This window comes from Maricaulis sp. B-26 (genome assembly GCF_056857855.1).
This window is the reverse complement of record NZ_JBSXNX010000020.1, coordinates 114,769-130,358: the sequence shown is the minus strand read 5'-3', so window position 1 is coordinate 130,358 and position 15,590 is coordinate 114,769. Positions and strand designations below refer to the sequence as shown.

The 15,590-nt window shown below is 65.6% G+C and carries 17 protein-coding genes; 5 read left to right on the top strand and 12 right to left on the bottom strand.

From position 1 onward, the window contains the following. Positions 1 to 30: 30 nt before the first annotated feature. Complete coding sequence (gene glpK / locus AC13HB_RS07210) at positions 31 to 1,521, top strand: glycerol kinase GlpK (protein ID WP_482949062.1); 1,491 nt, start codon at positions 31 to 33, stop codon at positions 1,519 to 1,521. Here the strand turns inward: glpK and AC13HB_RS07205 are convergent. The 4 genes from AC13HB_RS07205 to AC13HB_RS07190 all read right to left on the bottom strand — a co-directional run bounded on the left by AC13HB_RS07205 (position 1,518) and on the right by AC13HB_RS07190 (position 5,317). After that, complete coding sequence (locus AC13HB_RS07205; protein ID WP_482949061.1) at positions 1,518 to 2,669, bottom strand: trans-sulfuration enzyme family protein; 1,152 nt, start codon at positions 2,667 to 2,669, stop codon at positions 1,518 to 1,520. The genes glpK and AC13HB_RS07205 overlap by 4 nt on opposite strands. A 1-nt stretch (position 2,670) precedes the next feature. After that, positions 2,671 to 3,639 (bottom strand): homoserine O-succinyltransferase MetX, encoded by a 969-nt coding sequence (gene metX, locus AC13HB_RS07200; protein ID WP_482949060.1) that lies wholly within the window; start codon positions 3,637 to 3,639, stop codon positions 2,671 to 2,673. Next, positions 3,636 to 4,628, bottom strand: coding sequence for a homoserine dehydrogenase (locus tag AC13HB_RS07195; protein WP_482949059.1), 993 nt, complete (start codon positions 4,626 to 4,628; stop codon positions 3,636 to 3,638). Before AC13HB_RS07195 ends, metX begins: the two co-directional genes overlap by 4 nt. Before the next feature lie 200 nt (positions 4,629 to 4,828). Beyond that, positions 4,829 to 5,317: a hypothetical protein gene (locus tag AC13HB_RS07190; RefSeq protein WP_482949058.1), complete on the bottom strand. Its 489-nt coding sequence runs from the start codon at positions 5,315 to 5,317 to the stop codon at positions 4,829 to 4,831. Positions 5,318 to 5,498: 181 nt separating this feature from the next. On the opposite strand from AC13HB_RS07190, the gene AC13HB_RS07185 reads away from it, so the two are divergent. Further along, a complete protein-coding gene (locus tag AC13HB_RS07185) occupies positions 5,499 to 5,954 on the top strand; it encodes a baeRF12 domain-containing protein (RefSeq protein WP_482949057.1) in 456 nt (151 codons plus the stop codon). 15 nt (positions 5,955 to 5,969) lie between these two features. Here the strand turns inward: AC13HB_RS07185 and AC13HB_RS07180 are convergent, their stop codons facing one another. Continuing rightward, positions 5,970 to 6,731, bottom strand: coding sequence for a creatininase family protein (locus tag AC13HB_RS07180; RefSeq protein WP_482949056.1), 762 nt, complete (start codon positions 6,729 to 6,731; stop codon positions 5,970 to 5,972). Between the two features lie 328 nt (positions 6,732 to 7,059). Here AC13HB_RS07180 and AC13HB_RS07175 point away from each other — a divergent pair, with 328 nt between their 5' ends. Then, entirely contained in the window at positions 7,060 to 7,845 is a 786-nt protein-coding gene (locus AC13HB_RS07175) for a class I SAM-dependent methyltransferase (RefSeq protein ID WP_482949055.1), read from the top strand. Positions 7,846 to 7,855: 10 nt separating this feature from the next. Here the strand turns inward: AC13HB_RS07175 and AC13HB_RS07170 are convergent, their stop codons facing one another. From AC13HB_RS07170 to AC13HB_RS07140, 7 genes are all read right to left on the bottom strand, one after another. Beyond that, complete coding sequence (locus AC13HB_RS07170; RefSeq protein WP_482949054.1) at positions 7,856 to 9,313, bottom strand: methyl-accepting chemotaxis protein; 1,458 nt, start codon at positions 9,311 to 9,313, stop codon at positions 7,856 to 7,858. Then, positions 9,313 to 9,651, bottom strand: coding sequence for a hypothetical protein (locus AC13HB_RS07165; RefSeq protein ID WP_482949053.1), 339 nt, complete (start codon positions 9,649 to 9,651; stop codon positions 9,313 to 9,315). The genes AC13HB_RS07170 and AC13HB_RS07165 overlap by 1 nt, the downstream gene beginning before the upstream one ends. A 139-nt stretch (positions 9,652 to 9,790) precedes the next feature. Beyond that, a complete protein-coding gene (locus tag AC13HB_RS07160; RefSeq protein ID WP_482949052.1) occupies positions 9,791 to 10,633 on the bottom strand; it encodes a GNAT family N-acetyltransferase in 843 nt (280 codons plus the stop codon). A gap of 4 nt (positions 10,634 to 10,637) precedes the next feature. Beyond that, entirely contained in the window at positions 10,638 to 11,828 is a 1,191-nt protein-coding gene (gene rlmN / locus AC13HB_RS07155) for a dual-specificity RNA methyltransferase RlmN (RefSeq protein ID WP_482949051.1), read from the bottom strand. A 113-nt stretch (positions 11,829 to 11,941) separates the two neighbouring features. Then, positions 11,942 to 12,457 (bottom strand): invasion associated locus B family protein, encoded by a 516-nt coding sequence (locus tag AC13HB_RS07150; protein WP_482949050.1) that lies wholly within the window; start codon positions 12,455 to 12,457, stop codon positions 11,942 to 11,944. Between the two features lie 153 nt (positions 12,458 to 12,610). Beyond that, positions 12,611 to 13,132: an RNA methyltransferase gene (locus AC13HB_RS07145; RefSeq protein ID WP_482949049.1), complete on the bottom strand. Its 522-nt coding sequence runs from the start codon at positions 13,130 to 13,132 to the stop codon at positions 12,611 to 12,613. A gap of 22 nt (positions 13,133 to 13,154) precedes the next feature. Beyond that, positions 13,155 to 14,027 carry an isoaspartyl peptidase/L-asparaginase family protein gene (locus tag AC13HB_RS07140; protein ID WP_482949048.1) on the bottom strand — a complete coding sequence of 291 codons (873 nt, stop codon included), beginning with the start codon at positions 14,025 to 14,027 and terminating at the stop codon, positions 13,155 to 13,157. Positions 14,028 to 14,197: 170 nt separating this feature from the next. Between AC13HB_RS07140 and AC13HB_RS07135 the strand changes: the two genes are divergently transcribed. Continuing rightward, a complete protein-coding gene (locus AC13HB_RS07135) occupies positions 14,198 to 14,689 on the top strand; it encodes an Hsp20/alpha crystallin family protein (protein ID WP_482949047.1) in 492 nt (163 codons plus the stop codon). A 116-nt stretch (positions 14,690 to 14,805) separates the two neighbouring features. Beyond that, on the top strand, positions 14,806 to 15,588 hold the full coding sequence (locus tag AC13HB_RS07130) for an SDR family NAD(P)-dependent oxidoreductase (protein WP_482949046.1): 783 nt from the start codon (positions 14,806 to 14,808) through the stop codon (positions 15,586 to 15,588). Positions 15,589 to 15,590 lie beyond the last annotated feature (2 nt).

The window sequence follows — 15,590 nt, the reverse complement described above, 5'->3', positions numbered from 1 at the left end:
TAGTCAGGACAAGCCGAGGGGAGAGGCAGAATGAGCAGGACGCAGACGGCCTTGCTGGCCATCGATCAGGGCACGACCAGTTCGCGGGCCATCGTGTTCGGCGCGGACGGACAGGTGCATGCGGTGTCCCAGCGCGAGTTTCCCCAGATCTACCCGGCTTCCGGCTGGGTCGAGCACGATCCGGAAGTGATCTGGGCGACCGTGCTCACCACGCTTCGCGAAGCCGTGCGCGAGGCCGACAGCAAGGGGCTCGCCCTCACTGCTATCGGCATCACCAATCAGCGCGAAACCACGATCGTGTGGGACCGCAAGACCGGTCAGCCCGTTCACAACGCCATCGTCTGGCAGGACCGGCGCACCGCCGATCGCTGCGCCAGTCTGCGCAAGGCCGGTCACGAGCGCACGGTCGCTGCCAAGACGGGGCTGGTGCTCGACCCCTATTTTTCCGCCACCAAGATCGCCTGGATTCTCGACGAGGTGGAGGGTGCGCGTGCCCGGGCCGCCGCCGGAGAACTCGCCTTCGGGACGGTCGACAGCTGGCTGATCTGGCGCCTGACCGGCGGTGCGGTCCATGCCACCGACGCGACCAATGCCAGCCGGACCGCGCTCTACGACATTCGCGAAAACCGCTGGGATGACGAGCTGCTGCGGATTTTCGACGTGCCCGCTTCGGTGCTGCCGGAGGTGCGCGACAGTGCCGGCGATTTCGGGGTGGCGCGTGCCGATATTGCGGGCCGGGAACTGCCCGTGCGCGGCGTTGCCGGCGACCAGCAATCGGCCGCCATCGGCCAGGCCTGTTTCCGCCCGGGCGAAATGAAGGCGACCTATGGCACCGGTGCCTTCCTGCTGATGAATACGGGCGATGCGCCGATCGCCTCGACCAACAAGCTGCTCGCCACGACCGGTTATCGTGGCGGGGGCGAGACCCATTATGCGCTGGAAGGTTCGGTGCTGTCGGCAGGTGCGACGATCCAGTGGCTTCGCGACGGGCTCGGCCTGATCTCGAAAGCCTCAGAGATCGAGCAGCTGGCCGCCTCCGCCGATCCGGACAGCGGCGTCTATCTCGTGCCGGCCTTTACCGGGCTCGGCGCGCCCTATTGGGATCCGGATGCGCGTGGGGCGATCGTCGGTCTGTCGCGCGGAGCGGGCAAGGCTGAGATCGCCGCAGCCGCGCTGGACTCCACCGTGCACCAGACCTGCGACCTGCTCGACGCGATGGCGCGCGACGGGGCCGACGTAACCAGCCTGCGCGTCGATGGCGGCATGGCGGCCAATGACGCCTTCCTGCAGCGCCTGGCCGATCTGACCGGTGTCGAAGTGGTGCGGCCGGAGAATACCGAGACGACGGCCTGGGGCGCGGCCTTTCTGGCGGGGCTGGGCAGCGGGCTCTTCGACAGTCTGGAAGACGGGCGCAGCCTCTGGCGGCAGGACCGGGCCTTCACGCCGGCCTGTACAGACGCCGCACGTGCCGCCGCGCGCAGCGGCTGGGCCGAGGCCGTCGCCCGCGTGCGCTCCCGCTAGCCGGCCGGCCCGAGGGCTGCGTCGAGATCGGCGATCAGGTCCCCGGCATCCTCCAGCCCGACCGAAAGCCGGATCAGCGTGTCCGGAACGCCCGCTTCCGCACGCGCTTCCGGCGACATGGAGGCATGGGTCATCAGGGCCGGAATACAGACCAGGCTTTCCACGCCGCCCAGCGACTGGGCCAGGGTGAAAATCCCGAGCGAAGAGACGACATCGCGCGGATCGTCCGCTCCGGGAGCGAGCTGGATCGAGATGAGCTGGCCGAAACCGTCCTGCTGGGCAGCGGCAATCTCGTGGCCGGGATGGATTTCAAGACCCGGATAGTCCACGGCTTCGATACGGGGGTCGGCCGTCAGCCATCGAGCGATCTCGAGGGCGCTCTCGCACTGGGCTTTCGCCCGCAGCGGCAAGGTACGCAGGCCACGAAGGGCGAGATAGCTGTCGAAGGCGGCAGCGCCGACGCCGACGCAATTGGCCCACCAGGTCAGGATCTCGACCCGCTCGGGATCGGCGGCGCAGACCGCACCGCCGACCATGTCGGAATGACCGTTGAGGAGTTTGGTCACGGACTGAACTGAGTAGTCCGCACCGAGTTCGATAGGCCGCTGCAGCACCGGCGAGAGGACCGTATTGTCGACAGCGAGCTCGCTGCCGGCCGCGTGGACCAGCCGGGAGAGCGCTGCGATATCGGTGACGCGCAGGCGCGGATTGGAGGGCGTTTCGGCGAGCACGAGCGCGGCGCCGGGCGCGAGGGCGCGTTCGACGGCTTCCAGATCGGAGGTGTCGACATAGACCGGCTGCAGCCGGCCGCCCCGGCCGCGCGCGTCTAGAAGGCGCCGCGTCCCGCCATAGGCGTCGTGCGAACAGAGCACGCGGGCGCCGTGCGGCAGGTCGTGGAGCAAAAGGTCGATGGCCGACATGCCGGACCCGGTCACAACGGCACCGGCGGCATTCTCCAGATCGGCAATGGCATCGGCCAGAATGGCGCGGCCCGGATTGGCGGTCCGGGCATAGTCATAGGCCGGTTGCACCGCCGGGTCCTCGCGGCGGTAGGCGGTCGAAAGCGAGACGGGCGGGATGACCGCATTCCAGCTCCGGTCCGTGTTCAGACCGGCCCTTATGGCGCGGGTGCGGGGTTTGCCGGACATCTCAACGTCTCCCTTGCCGGTCGCGTTCGGTCAGCTCTTCCGTGAAACCCTGCAGGGCCGCCGCGATCGTGTCCGTCTCCTTGAGGAAGGCGTCATGGCCGTAGATCGAGTGAAAACTATTCAGGCGCCCGGCCGGCGTCGCCTCTGCCGCGGCCCTGATCTGATCGGCAGGGACCAGCCGGTCCTCGATCGCAGCCAGGTATGTGACGGGACAGACGATGCGGCATGGATCGATCAAGTGACTGTCCATCGAGCGCGACAGGGCGAGGAAGCGTTCCGGCGTCGTCGTTGCGGCATAGTCGGCGCCGCGCGCTGCGAGATAGGCGGCGATACCTCCGGCATCCCGGCTTCCCGGTTCGGCCGCGCCGAAACGGGTCTCGAACTCCTCGGGGGTGCGATAGGTCGTCATCGCGAGGCGGCGGGCGAGATCGAGGCCGGCCGCGCCGTCGCCGAGACGGATCGCCAGTTCCACCGTGTCGCGCTGGATGGAACGCCAGGCCTTTGCCATTTCCGAGGTCTTGTGCGCAGCGGATATGGCGATCACGCGCTCGACGCGCCTCGGCGCGAGTGCTGCGAGATGAAGCGCGATCATGCCGCCATAGGAAGAACCGGCGACTGAGAAGCGCGCGATGGCGGCCGTGTCGGCGAGGGCGAGAATGGCACGGGCCTGATCCTCGCAGCTGGGAAAGGGGCTGATTTCCTGCCCCAGGAAATCGAAGGAGAGCACGCGGATGCGGTCCGTATCGACCGCCTTGCCCGATCCGACGAAGTCGCGCCACCAGCCTTTTTCCCCGTCATGGTCCGCGACGGTGCGGCCGGAGGAGATGCCGCCGAGCACGATGACGGCCGGGCCCGTTTCCGGTCCGGTCAGTCGGCCGCTTACGGGTATGGGTGACCCTGTCGCGGTCAGGGCGATGGTGCGGATATCCCGGCTATGCCGGTGGGGCGGTTGTTGCAGCGTCACGGTCATCGACAGGCCCCTTCCAGCAGGGCGCGGACATCGCCGATCACGGCGCCGGCCGTCGGGGCCTGTCCGGCGCCTCTGCCGTGCAGACTGATGCGCAGTCCGCTCCGGCAACGGATCTCCACCGCATTTTCCTCGTTCTCGGTGCGGGCGAGCCCATGGTCCTCGCGCAAGGCTTCGAGGCGGACCTGGGCCGACAGGCGCCCGTCGTGCCAGGCCAGTTCGGCAACCTGCCGGTAGCGCAGCCCGTTCTCGCGGGCGCCGCGGACCTGTTCGCCGGAGAGACTGGAGAGCCGGTCTGTCGGGATGGTGTAGGCATCCGGAGCGACATCGAAAGCCTTGCGGGCTATCAGGGCGAGCTTTGCCGCGGCATCGAGGCCGTCAATATCGGCGCTGGGGTCGGCCTCGGCGAAGCCCGCGGCCTGGGCGGCAGCGATGGCGTCGTCGAAGCCGGTGCCGTTTTCCAGCAGGCCGAGGACGAAATTGGAGGTGCCGTTGAGGACGCCGCGAACCGTTTCCACGGTTTCGCCGGAGGCTCTCAGACGGCTGATGGTCTCGAGAACGGGCACGCCGCCGCCGACGGCCGCCGAGTAGATGAAGTCGGTACCGTTCCGGCGTGCGCGCGCTTCAAGATCCGGCCGGCGAGCGATCACGGCCTTGTTGGCGGAAATGACGTGAATGCCCCGTTCGACGGCGAGGTCGAGCAGTTTCTCGGCGGTCGCGCCATCCGGGAGGGCCTCGATCACGAGGTCGGGGCCGGTGTCGAAAGCAGCCTTGCCGTCGGTCAGCCAGGCATGACGCTCATCGCCGCCGCTGCGCGGCTTGCGCGTCACGATGGCGGCGACCTCGATGCGGTCTTCCATTTGTCCGAGCTGTTCCAGAACGCCTGCATTGACCGTTCCGCATCCCAGGAGGACGGCGCGAACGCGCTGACGGCCCTTCGGACGGGGCGCTGCGTGAACGGGGGTGTAATCGAGAGCCGCTACGATCGACATATCTGTTTCCAATAGGCGGAAACGTACAGGCGCCGATCCGGCGGAACCGCGAAGGCCATGAATGGACGGCATGACGCCCGGGAGGCCCCGATCGATCCGCTTTAGCCGTACTTATTCCGCGCCCGCAAGCTGAACATCAAATCGGCGCAAATTCACGTATAAAGATATGTTTATATGTCGTCAAGCGGCATGGCTGCAGCCTATTCGAGGGGCGAATCCGCGCTGTCTTGTCCGGTCGGAAGGCTTTCGGCGACTGCCCGGGCGGCCTGTCCCAGTGCCTCGCCCGTCGCGTCGCCGCGCATCACGGTACAGAAGCGCCCGTCGGCCGCGCGATGATAGATGACCGCATCCGTCGTGACGTCGTGACGCTCGCCGGCGGCGCGGTAGAAATCCGCGATCGCCGTATTGAGTTGCTCGCGGGCCTCCGGCGCCAGCTGCGCGACCGGGAAGACATAATCCTCGCGCGTGCCGGAGAGGGCGAACGAGACTCGATCCGTGCCGTCCGGTCCCCGTTCGACCAGGACCTGTCCGTCGTCCAGGAGGGTCGAGCGCCGCTCGGAGAAACAGGCGTCAGAACTGGCCAGGTTTTCGGCACCGTAAAGGGGCGTGACCGGTTCCGGCGCCTCCCCGCATGCAGGGATAAGGGCGAGCGCCGAGAGGGCGGCGGGCAGGAAAATACGGGTCGACATCGCATACCTCGTCAGTGTCGCGTCTGGCATGCGTCTTAAGGTCGGTTCGTGTCCGCGTGAAATGAAACTTCTGTGTCGGCCCGGACGGGCGGCGCGACATATTGAACCGGATGGTCCGGCGGGACTTGCCTGACGCCGGGTATCGGCGCCAATCTGGTTCCTTCACACAAGGAGGTTCCTCATGGGTACGCTGCAAGACCGTGAAACCTGGGTGGCCGCCTTCGATGGCGGAAAGGCGCTGATCTGGCGAAACGAAGCCTTCGACGACCAGCCCAATCTTCAGCTTCTCAAACAGTTCGAGCAGGACACGCCGCCCGCTTCCGAACTGGCTACCGATCGTCCGGGACGGTTCGCGGACGTCGGAGAGGGCAAATCGGCCGCAGAGCAGACGGATTTTCACGACCAGGCCAAGGCCCAGTTCATCGAAGGTGTGATTGACCATCTCAATCAGGCGGCCGCGAAGGGGGCGTTCGAGCGTCTGCTGATCCTCGCGCCCGCAAGCGCGCTGGGCGATGCGCGCGCGCATTATTCCGCCGATCTGAAGGCGCGCCTCGTCGAGAGAGAGCGCGATGTCGTGCACCAGCCGACTGACCGGATCGAGCCCCACGTTACCGAGGCGCTGACAGCCCCGGCCTGATCTGACAGGTCACGACTATTCCGCGGCGCGCAGATCGCCCTTCACACCGAAGAAGGTCCGCGCTTCCGCGATCAGGGCCTGTTTGGCGAAGGCGACGATTTCCGCGCCTTTCTCGGGTGTTGCCTGGGACGGATCGGAGCCGATGCGTCCGTCCGGGAAGCGGCGGCGGTAATCGGCGGCGTCCGTGAAAGGCCCGTTCGGCGCGATCTTCGGCGTCATTTCGACCGATTTGATGGCGTCCGGATGGGCATAGAAGGTCACCGACACTTCCGACGCCGTCGCGTGGGCGCCGTCGCCGGTCGGGAAGAGTTTGCGGCAGGTGTCCATGACGCCCGGCAATTCCCACCAGTTACGCTGCATCAGCTGGACCGGGCAAGCCGCGGCGTCGAGCGAGAAATTCGCGTAATACTCCGCGAAGGCCGCATTGATGGTGGTGATATTGCCGCCATGACCGTTGAAGAAATAGATGCGGTCGAAACCGTGGCGGGTCAGGCTCTCGATCCAGTCGTTCAGCGCCGCGATCATGGTCGAGGGGCGCAGCGTCATCGATCCGGGAAAGCCGAGATGGTGCTGGGCGATACCGACATTGAAGGTGGGCCCGACCAGAAGGCCGGCTTCGGCGCCGGCTTCAGCCGCAATGACTTCCGGACAGATCGCATCCGTACCCACGAGTCCGTTCGGGCCGTGCTGCTCGGTGGAGCCGATCGGGATGATAATGCCGCGGCAGGTCTTCAGATAGGCTTCGACTTCGGGCCAGGTGGCGTGGTGCAAGAGCATGCGGGAACTCCCGGGCGAAACAATGTGCCGGGGAGCTAAACCGTCCGTCGGGCTCCGCGCAAGAGCCCGGCGCCGTCATGGTGTTCAGGAGCGCCGGCTTTCGCGCCGGTAGATGAAGGCCGCGAAGGCGGGCAGGATGGCCGCGAAGGCGATGATGTACTGCATGGGCGCCTCCCCCCGAGGCGGTTGTGCTGAAAGCCTTTAACCATGCCAGGCTAGCCGCGGAAGTCCTTCGCAAGCGTAAACGTCACGGCTTCGTGATTTTGGTGTACTCGCGAAATCCGGCGATCATCGGTAGTACGAGACAGAGGCATTGAGGAGGGACACGATGCGCAATTATCTGACCGGGGCTGCCGCCCTGCTACTCGCGTGCGCACCGCAGGCGCTGGCCCAGGAGGATACGGGCGACAGCCCTGACGCCATGCCGGCCAGCATCGAGACGGCGATCGCGGACGAAACACGGACCGTGGATCACCGGCTCCAGGACGAGAACCGCCACCCGGCGGAAGTCCTCCTGTTCGCGGGCGTGGAGCCGGGATGGCGCGTGGCGGATCTCGCGGCCGGTTCGGGCTATTACAGCCAGGTCCTGTCCACGGCGGTCGGCGGAGACGGCCATGTCTATGCGCAGAATCCGAGCTGGGTCGCGGAGAACTATCCCGATCCGAACACGGCCCTGATGGCGATTGCAGCCGATCGCCCGAATCTGAGCCATTCCGTCGAGCCGATCGAGGATTTCGCTGCGTCGATCGAGCACCCGCTGGACGCGGTCTTCATGGTCCTCTTCTACCATGACACCGGCTATTCCGGGACGGATCGGGACGCCATGAACCGAGCGATCTTCGAGGCCCTGCGGCCAGGGGGCGTCTACATCGTCATCGACCATAATGCCCCGGCAGGCAGCGGGCTCGATCACGTGGACACCACGCACCGGATCGACGCGGCGCTGGTGCGCTCGGAAGTGGAAAGCGCGGGCTTCGTCCTCGACGCGGAGAGCGACATGCTCGCCAATCCGGACGACCCGCGCGATATCGGCGTGTTCGACCCGTCGATCCGCCGCATGACGGATCGCTTCGTCTACCGTTTCCGCAAGCCGGATACCATGGCCGACGAATAACGCTCCCGGATCAGGCGGCGTCCAGCGCCGCCTTGAACCGGTTCAGCTCCTCGTCGAGCTTCGTTGCCGAATGGCCGAGTTCCCCGGATGCGCCGGCGAACTCGGTCGCGGCTTCGGTCGTCCGGCCGGCCGCCAGGCTCACATTCTCCATGCTCGAATTGACGTCGGCGGTCGCGGAGGCGGCCTTTTCGGCCAGCTGGGCGATTTCGCGCGTGGCGCCGCTCTGCTGGTCGAAGGCGCCCTGAACGCCCTCGGTCGACTCGCGAAGCTCGTTGATGATCTCGGTGATGCGGCCGAGGGATGTCGCGGCGCCTCCCGAAGCGCCGCGCATGGCCTCGATCTTCTGGGCAATGTCGTTGGACGCGCTCGAGGTCTGCTCGGCCAGGGCCTTCACTTCCGAAGCCACGACGGCGAAGCCCTTGCCGGCCTCGCCTGCGCGTGCCGCTTCGATAGTGGCGTTGAGGGCGAGCAGATTGGTTTGCTCCGCGACGTCCGCGACGAGGCGCATGATGTCCTCGATCTCGCGAGCGGCGGTTTCCAGCTCGTCGATCGACCGGCCGGCGCCCTGGGCTTCGGCCGCGGCGCGTTCGGAGACCTCGCCCGTGCCTTCCAGGATACGCGCGACTTCCGTGATCGACGCCGAGAGCTCCTGGGCGGCGGCGGCCACTGACTGCACGTCGGAATTGGTCGCCGTGGCGTGGCGCGTCGCGGTTTCGGCGCCGGAGCGCGTCTCGTCGGCGTCGGAGGTCAGCTGCTGGGCCAGGCCGTCGATCTGGGAGGAGGCGCCGGAAATGCCGCTGGCGATGAGACGGAGTTCCTGCTCGAAGGCGGCTGAGAGATCGGCGATCGCCTTGCTGCGGGCCTCGGTATCCGCCTGCAGGGCCTTCTGGGCTTCGCTGGCGGAATTCACCTCGGCCTGGGCGGCCATGGCTTCATCATAGTTCTGCTGAGCTTCCAGGAAGGCTTTCGCCGTCTGCCAGGTCATCCAGATCAGCGCCGTTGCCTGGCCGACCACGACTACGGCATGGAAGAGCACGCGCAGGAAGTCCGAGCCTTCGGGGAAGACGGCCCAGGGCAGAAGGAAGTTGAGCGACAAGTGGTGGACGGCGGTCACGGCGGAGGCCGTGACGATGACGCGCCAGTCGATCATGGTCGCCGTGATGGCGAGACTGGCAAAGAAGACCATGTGCATGTCGATCTGCCAGGCCGCGCCGCTCATCATGTAGACGAGCGCGGCCGGGAAGGCGATCACCGCGGCGCCGGTGGTGCTGCGTGAGGTGACGGTGTTCGGAGCCATCTTCCAGGAGGCGAACGCAGCCGCAGCCACGCCGGCGAGCAGGATCGTACCAGGTACGAGACGGTCCGGTGCAAAGAGCAGCGCGAGCAGCGGGTAGAGGGCGGCGCCGGCCGCGATGAAGGCGATCAGGGCCGACTGGGCCTGGCCGCGAATTTTGTCGAGCTGGTTCATTACGCATCTCCTTGTCGCGAGGGGGCGCGACTGGCGTGAAGGCGGGTCGAGGGACGGGTCAGGCAGCCGCCGAGCGCACCCGGCGGAAGCAACAGCCAGGCACCGCTGTCGCGGAGGCGGCGGCGTGCTTCGTCATCGGTAAACTCGACGACCACGATATTGTCGAGGGCACCGAACCGGCTGATCCGGACATCAGCGTCCGCCGAGGCCTCCATGATGGCGGCGGGCGCCCAGGTCGGCGGAAAGACGGCCGCGATCTGCCCGTCGCGTGCGGGTTCGAAGACTGCAAGCAGGGGCGTGAAGATCACCGCGATCGCAATGGCTGCAAGTGGTGCCATTGAAAGCAGCGGCTTTCCGCCATCTGTTCTTTGTCGATTCGGAGTCATGACCGCAATTCATCACGAATAGGGTTACCGACTCGTAAGTGATCGAAACTCTATCTCTTTGATAGTTTTTCTCAAAAACTATCTCAGGGCGTTAATTGCGCGATGTTGCAACTTTGGCGAAAATCAGTGAGTCGCGCACACCGATATGAGTTTCCCACTCTGCCCGGAGCCGGCCTTCCTGCTGGAAACCCAGATTTTCGAGCAAACGGATGGACCCGGCATTGTCCGGGTCAGTATCGGCGGAGATACGTCGCAGTCCGAGCGTTTCAAATGCGAAGTGCAGAACCTGGGAGACAGCTTCGCGTGCGAAGCCCTGTCCACGGCTATCCGGCCGCAATATATAGCCGATTTCCGCGACTCCGGCGCGCCGGTCCATCAGGATCACCCAGCCCATGGCATCGTCCGGATCGGTGGCGCGGGCGAAGGCCCAGCACCGCACGCCTTCGCCGCCCGCATTCCAGCGCAGATACCGCCGGACCTCGGCGAGCGAACTCATCGGGCCGCTGGACCAGTAATACATCGTGTCCGGGTCGCTGAGGGCCGGAAAAAGCGCTTTTGCGTCGCTTTCCGCGATCCGACGCAGGACGAGGCGCTTCGTCGTCATCAGCGGCACGTCGTGCGTATCGCCGGGAAAATCGAGCTTATTATTTATGACCTCGAGCCGCGTCTCTTCGAAACGCTCCTCGATACAGTCCTGCATGGTCACGAAACAGTCCTGGGAGAACCAGTCGTTTTCCGAGAAGCAGCGCGTGCGTGCCGCTTCGGACGGCCAGAGCGCATAGGACCAGTAAATCCCGTCCTCGGCCTGATGCAGGCTGGCTCCGTAGGAGCCGCAGCTCTCATGAATGCGCCGCGTGCCTTCGGCCCACGCCTCGCGGAAGTCGTCGTCGCGCCCCGGCTTCAGGCGCCAGCGATAGAGAACGGCGGCGGCCACGCGATCACTCCCCCGCCAGACGCTGCTTCCTCAACACGCTGGCTTTGACCTTTTCGCTTTCAGAGCGCAGCTGGCCGCAGGCGGCGAAGATGTCGCGGCCGCGCGGGGTGCGGATCGGCGAGGCGTAGCCGGCTCGATTGACGACGTCGGCAAAGGCCTCGATCTGGTCCCAGTCCGAGCACTCGTACGGGCTGTTCGGCCAGGGATTGAACGGGATGAGATTGATCTTCGCAGGCACGCCCTTGAGCAGCTTCACCAATGCCTTAGCCTCGGCGAGGCTGTCGTTTACGCCCTTGAGCATGACGTATTCGAAGGTCACGCGCTTGGAATTGCCCAGGCCCGGATAGGCGCGGATCGCGTCCATCAGTTCGGCCAGCGGGTATTTCCTGTTCAGCGGCACGAGCTCATTGCGCAGATCGTCATTCGTCGCGTGCAGGGAGATGGCCAGCATCGTACCCGTACGCTCTCCCAGTTCCGGAATTTTCGGCACCACGCCCGAGGTCGATACCGTCGTGCGGCGGCGGCCGATGGCGATGCCGTCGCCGTCGGAGATGATGTCGATCGCGTCTGAGACATGGTCGAGATTGTAGAGCGGCTCGCCCATGCCCATGAAGACGATATTGGTGATCTTCCGGTTCTCGTTCGAGGTCGGCCATTCGGCGAGGTCGTCGCGGGCGATCATGACCTGGGCGACGATCTCGGCCGCGGTCAGATTGCGCACCAGTGCCTGGGTGCCGGTATGGCAGAAGGTACAGTTCAGCGTGCAGCCGACCTGGCTGGACACGCACAGCGCTCCCGATTTGGCGACGTCCGGAATGAAGACCGTCTCGCACTCCACGCCAGGCGCCAGCTCGATGAGGTATTTGCGCGTTCCGTCGACCGAGACCTGGCGGTCGATAAGCTTCGGGCGGTCCAGCGTGTAGTGCTGCGCGACGACGGCACGAAGATCCTTGGAGATATTCGTCATCGTGTCGAAATCGGTCGCGCCGTAATGATAGATCCAGCGCCAGAGCTGGTCGGCGCGCATCTTCGCTTTCTTCTCGTCGACGCCGCAGGCGATGGCCGCTTCGCGCAGCTGATCGCGCGTCAAACCGACCAGCGAAGGCAGGGCGGCCGTTTCGGCCGCAGCGGTGCCGTCCGCGTCGATACGCGTTGCGTTGGGGTTGCCGCCGGCGATGTTGAGCGCGTGGTTCATGGCTAGGGCTCGAGTGTCTCAGATGACGAAGCCGCGCGCCATATCACACTTGTGGGCGTGCGCCTAATCCGATCGGGCATGGCGGCTTGCCCGCGGAAGCCGTCCAGGACGGACTAGCGGCAGAGTGCCGAAACGCGCTGCAGCGCTGCCGTCACGCCGGACAGAGAGAATTCGTAAGAGGTCGCAACGCCTTGGGAGGTGGTGGCGGTGACGCGCATGACGGAGCCGCGGCGCATGGCGCGCACGAGGGAGGGTTCGTCCTCCAGGTCGTCGAGAAAACCTTCCTGACCGGCGGCATACATGTCGTAGCGGCTGGAACCCACGCGCACTTCGGGCGGGCTGGTCGGCAGGAGATCATAGCCGACCAGGAGGCTCGGCTGTTCCTCGACCACACCGGACTGCCAGGAGGAAACGAGGAAATAGACATTGCCGTGTTCATGGGCGCGCGGCGCGCTGTCGGTCGGGCGGCTCAGCGCGTAGCAGGCCGGCCCCTCGGCCGTGTCGCGCGAGAAGACGCGCCAGTCATTGTACTCGCCGCGGAATTCCGGCTCTTCCTGTGCGCTCGCGGTAGCGGGCAGAAGAGAGGCCGGCAGCAGGGCGGCGGTCGCTATCGCGGCGATGAGGTTCATACACGGTCGCTTGGTCACGTCAGGCATCCTCCAGGCGGATTCGGGTCTACCGAATTCAGGGTCGACAGTGTGCGCATCCGCATGGCGGTAAAATGGCGATGGTTAAGTCGGCGCTAATTTCGCCGAATTCGATCTCTCGCGAAACCGCTGCATCTACCGGTGGGCGCCGAATTTCCGGCCCGGTCCGGACGCGTCCGCATCCGGTCCGCCGGGCATGAGCGGACGTTCCGGATAACCGCCGAAACACAGGGTGCGGTCGTAGAGCGTCACCGCGCAGGCGACCGAGACGTTGACGCAGAACCTGGTCGGGATTTTCACGATGTGATCGCACTTGGCCTGCATGGCTTCGCTCAGCGAGCCACGCTCGCGGCCGAAGACATAGGCGGCGCACAGAGGATGACGGAAGGACGGTAGTTCGACCGCATCCTCGGTCAGCTCGATGCCGACGAGCTGGCAATTGTCGGGCAGGGCCATCGCATCGATGTCCGCCCATTCGTAATAGGGCATGTGTGTCGCCGATTTGGACGTGTCGGCCCGGTAGACGTCGCGGACCTTGTGGTGGGCCTCGACCGTGAAGGCGAAGCTCGCCCCGAAGGCGTGGCCCGTCCGGAGGATGGCGCCGAGATTCATCGGCTTGGAGATGCCCTCGGCACCGACGGCGAAATATCCGCGCATGCTGGCGTCCTGTCTCTTTGGTCTAGGCCTTGTGGATGTCGACGGTGATGCGTCCGTCGGCGTGCAGCACGGCGCGCTTCATTCCCGGCGAGTTGAAAGGCTGGGCGATATTGCCGTGGCGATCGACCGCTATCAGCCCGCCTTCGCCGCCCAGAGTGCCGACATCGGCGATCGCGGCGTCGCAGGCGTCCTGCAGGCTCGCGCCGGCATAGCGCATGCGGGCCGACACATCCTTGGCGGTTCCGCAGCGCAGGAAATATTCGCCCTGGCCGGTGCAGGACACGGCGACCATGTCGTCGGCCCAGCTGCCGGCGCCGAGGATGGGACTGTCGCCGACGCGGCCTTCCAGCTTGTTCAGCGTGCCGCCGGTCGAGGTCGCGGCCGCCAGCCGGCCCTCGCCGTCCAGCGCCACGCAGCCAACCGTCCCGGTCGCGATATCGCGATCGTCCGGCGCGGCGGCGGGCGTGTAGTAATCGTTCACGCTTTCGACCCGTTCCAGATCATCCTGCAAGCTGCAGAAGGCTTCTGCGCCGCGTCCGGCGAGCATGACATGCGGTGTCGTTTCCATGACGCGCCGTGCTGCATTGATCGGGCTGACAAAGCCCGTCAGCGCGGCGATCGCGCCGGCCTTGCGGGATGCGCCGTCCATGATCGAGGCGTCGAGCTCGTAGCGGCCCGCCTTGTTCGGCGAGGCGCCCTTTCCGGCCACGTAGAGACCGGACGCTTCCAGCTGCCGGACGATTTCGGTCACCGTGTCGAGAGCGCTTTCGCCGCGTGCCAGCATGGCTTTTCCGGTCTCGGCCAGCATGCGCATGTGGTCGAGTTCGGCATCATAGGGCCGGTCGGCGAGCACGCCGGCTCCGCCATGCAGAAGAAGTGCGTGGGGTCCGCTCATCCTGTGCTCCTTGAATAGCGCGCATCCCGAATTCGGAGACAGTGCTGTAGCACCCCGATCGGCTGCTGCGAAGTCGTGCAGGCAGGGGTGTGTGCGAAGTTGCCGCATGCAACCCGAGAAAATTTCCGGATATTCTGACGCGGTCATGACGCAACATGGAGACTGTTCCCATGAGTGAAGTTCTGACTCCGAAATCCTCGACAGAAACGACGCCAGCCACGCGCCGGGACGATCCTCTGGCTTCCCTCCGCCAGGACATGAACCGGATGCTGGAAGAGTTCTGGCGAGGTGCACCGCTGTCCGGGCTCGATTTTCCCCGTGCGGGGACGGTCGGCTTCGCGGCGCCGGCGGTGGATTTCCGGGAAACCGACAAGGCGTATCTGGTCACAGCCGAGTTGCCGGGACTGGAAAAAGCCGATGTCAGTGTCTCGATCGATGACGGCGTCCTGCTGATCGCCGGCGAGAAGCGTTCGGATCATGACGAGAAGACGGAACATCGTCACATCTCCGAGCGCCGCTTCGGCGAATTCCAGCGCGCCTTCTCCCTTCCCGGCGATGTCGACGAAACGGCCATCAAGGCGACGTTCGAAAAGGGCGTGCTATCCCTCACTTTGCCCCGGATCGAACGTGCGGCCACCGCCAAACGCATCGACATCAAATAGCCGGGAGTCCCCTCCGCACTCTGCGCGTCGCCGGTCAGGCGGCGCGTTTTCTTTTGCCGCGCGGCGGGGTATGTCGCTAATCACAAGAAACGTCATACCTTGAAGGGGATCCTCTCATGAAAATCGATTCGTCCATTGCCGCGATCGTCACCGGTGGTGCTTCCGGCCTCGGGGAAGGCACGGCCCGCCGTCTCGCCGCCGAGGGCGCCAAGGTCGCCATTTTCGACATGAATGCCGATCGCGGCGAAGCGGTCGCCAAGGAAATCGGCGGCGTCTTCTGCCAGGTCAATGTGGCTGACGAGGAAAGCGTCGATGCCGGTTTCGCCAAGGCGCGCGAGGCGCATGGCCAGGAGCGCGTTTTCGTGAACTGCGCCGGTATCGGCTGGGCCGAGAAGACGGCGCGCCGCTCTTCCTCCACGGGCGAGATTTCCGCTCACAGCGCCAAGGGCTTCCAGACCGTGATCGCGGTGAACCTGATCGGCTCCTTCCTGTGCGCGTCCAAGTCCGCTGCCGGAATGATGTCGCTCGACCCGATGGGCGATAGCGGCCGCGGTGTGATCGTCAATACGGCCTCCGTAGCGGCCCAGGACGGCCAGATCGGCCAGGTCGCCTATTCGGCGTCCAAGGGCGGGATCTACGGCATGACGCTGCCGATGGCGCGCGACCTCGCCAAGGAAGGCATTCGAGTCAACACCATCCTGCCGGGCTTCTTCGAGACGCCGATCTATCAGCAGATGCCGCCGGAGGTGAAAACCTCGCTCGCGTCGCATCTGCAATTCCCGCAGCGTTTCGGCACGCCGGAAGAATACGCCGATCTGGTCGCCTTCATGGTCACGAGCGACTATATCAACGCCGAGTGCGTCCGCCTCGACGCCGGCGCGCGCATGCCCCCGAAATAAGG

Bases quoted from the DNA above. Each gene is read 5' to 3' on its own strand.
- glpK (WP_482949062.1), top strand. From the start codon at position 31: ATGAGCAGGACGCAGACGGCCTTGCTGGCCATCGATCAGGGCACGACC.
- AC13HB_RS07205 (WP_482949061.1), bottom strand. From the start codon at position 2,669: ATGTCCGGCAAACCCCGCACCCGCGCCATAAGGGCCGGTCTGAACACG.
- metX (WP_482949060.1), bottom strand. From the start codon at position 3,639: ATGACCGTGACGCTGCAACAACCGCCCCACCGGCATAGCCGGGATATC.
- AC13HB_RS07195 (WP_482949059.1), bottom strand. From the start codon at position 4,628: ATGTCGATCGTAGCGGCTCTCGATTACACCCCCGTTCACGCAGCGCCC.
- AC13HB_RS07190 (WP_482949058.1), bottom strand. From the start codon at position 5,317: ATGTCGACCCGTATTTTCCTGCCCGCCGCCCTCTCGGCGCTCGCCCTT.
- AC13HB_RS07185 (WP_482949057.1), top strand. From the start codon at position 5,499: ATGGGTACGCTGCAAGACCGTGAAACCTGGGTGGCCGCCTTCGATGGC.
- AC13HB_RS07180 (WP_482949056.1), bottom strand. From the start codon at position 6,731: ATGCTCTTGCACCACGCCACCTGGCCCGAAGTCGAAGCCTATCTGAAG.
- AC13HB_RS07175 (WP_482949055.1), top strand. From the start codon at position 7,060: ATGCGCAATTATCTGACCGGGGCTGCCGCCCTGCTACTCGCGTGCGCA.
- AC13HB_RS07170 (WP_482949054.1), bottom strand. From the start codon at position 9,313: ATGAACCAGCTCGACAAAATTCGCGGCCAGGCCCAGTCGGCCCTGATC.
- AC13HB_RS07165 (WP_482949053.1), bottom strand. From the start codon at position 9,651: ATGGCACCACTTGCAGCCATTGCGATCGCGGTGATCTTCACGCCCCTG.
- rlmN (WP_482949051.1), bottom strand. From the start codon at position 11,828: ATGAACCACGCGCTCAACATCGCCGGCGGCAACCCCAACGCAACGCGT.
- AC13HB_RS07150 (WP_482949050.1), bottom strand. From the start codon at position 12,457: ATGAACCTCATCGCCGCGATAGCGACCGCCGCCCTGCTGCCGGCCTCT.
- AC13HB_RS07145 (WP_482949049.1), bottom strand. From the start codon at position 13,132: ATGCGCGGATATTTCGCCGTCGGTGCCGAGGGCATCTCCAAGCCGATG.
- AC13HB_RS07140 (WP_482949048.1), bottom strand. From the start codon at position 14,027: ATGAGCGGACCCCACGCACTTCTTCTGCATGGCGGAGCCGGCGTGCTC.
- AC13HB_RS07135 (WP_482949047.1), top strand. From the start codon at position 14,198: ATGAGTGAAGTTCTGACTCCGAAATCCTCGACAGAAACGACGCCAGCC.
- AC13HB_RS07130 (WP_482949046.1), top strand. From the start codon at position 14,806: ATGAAAATCGATTCGTCCATTGCCGCGATCGTCACCGGTGGTGCTTCC.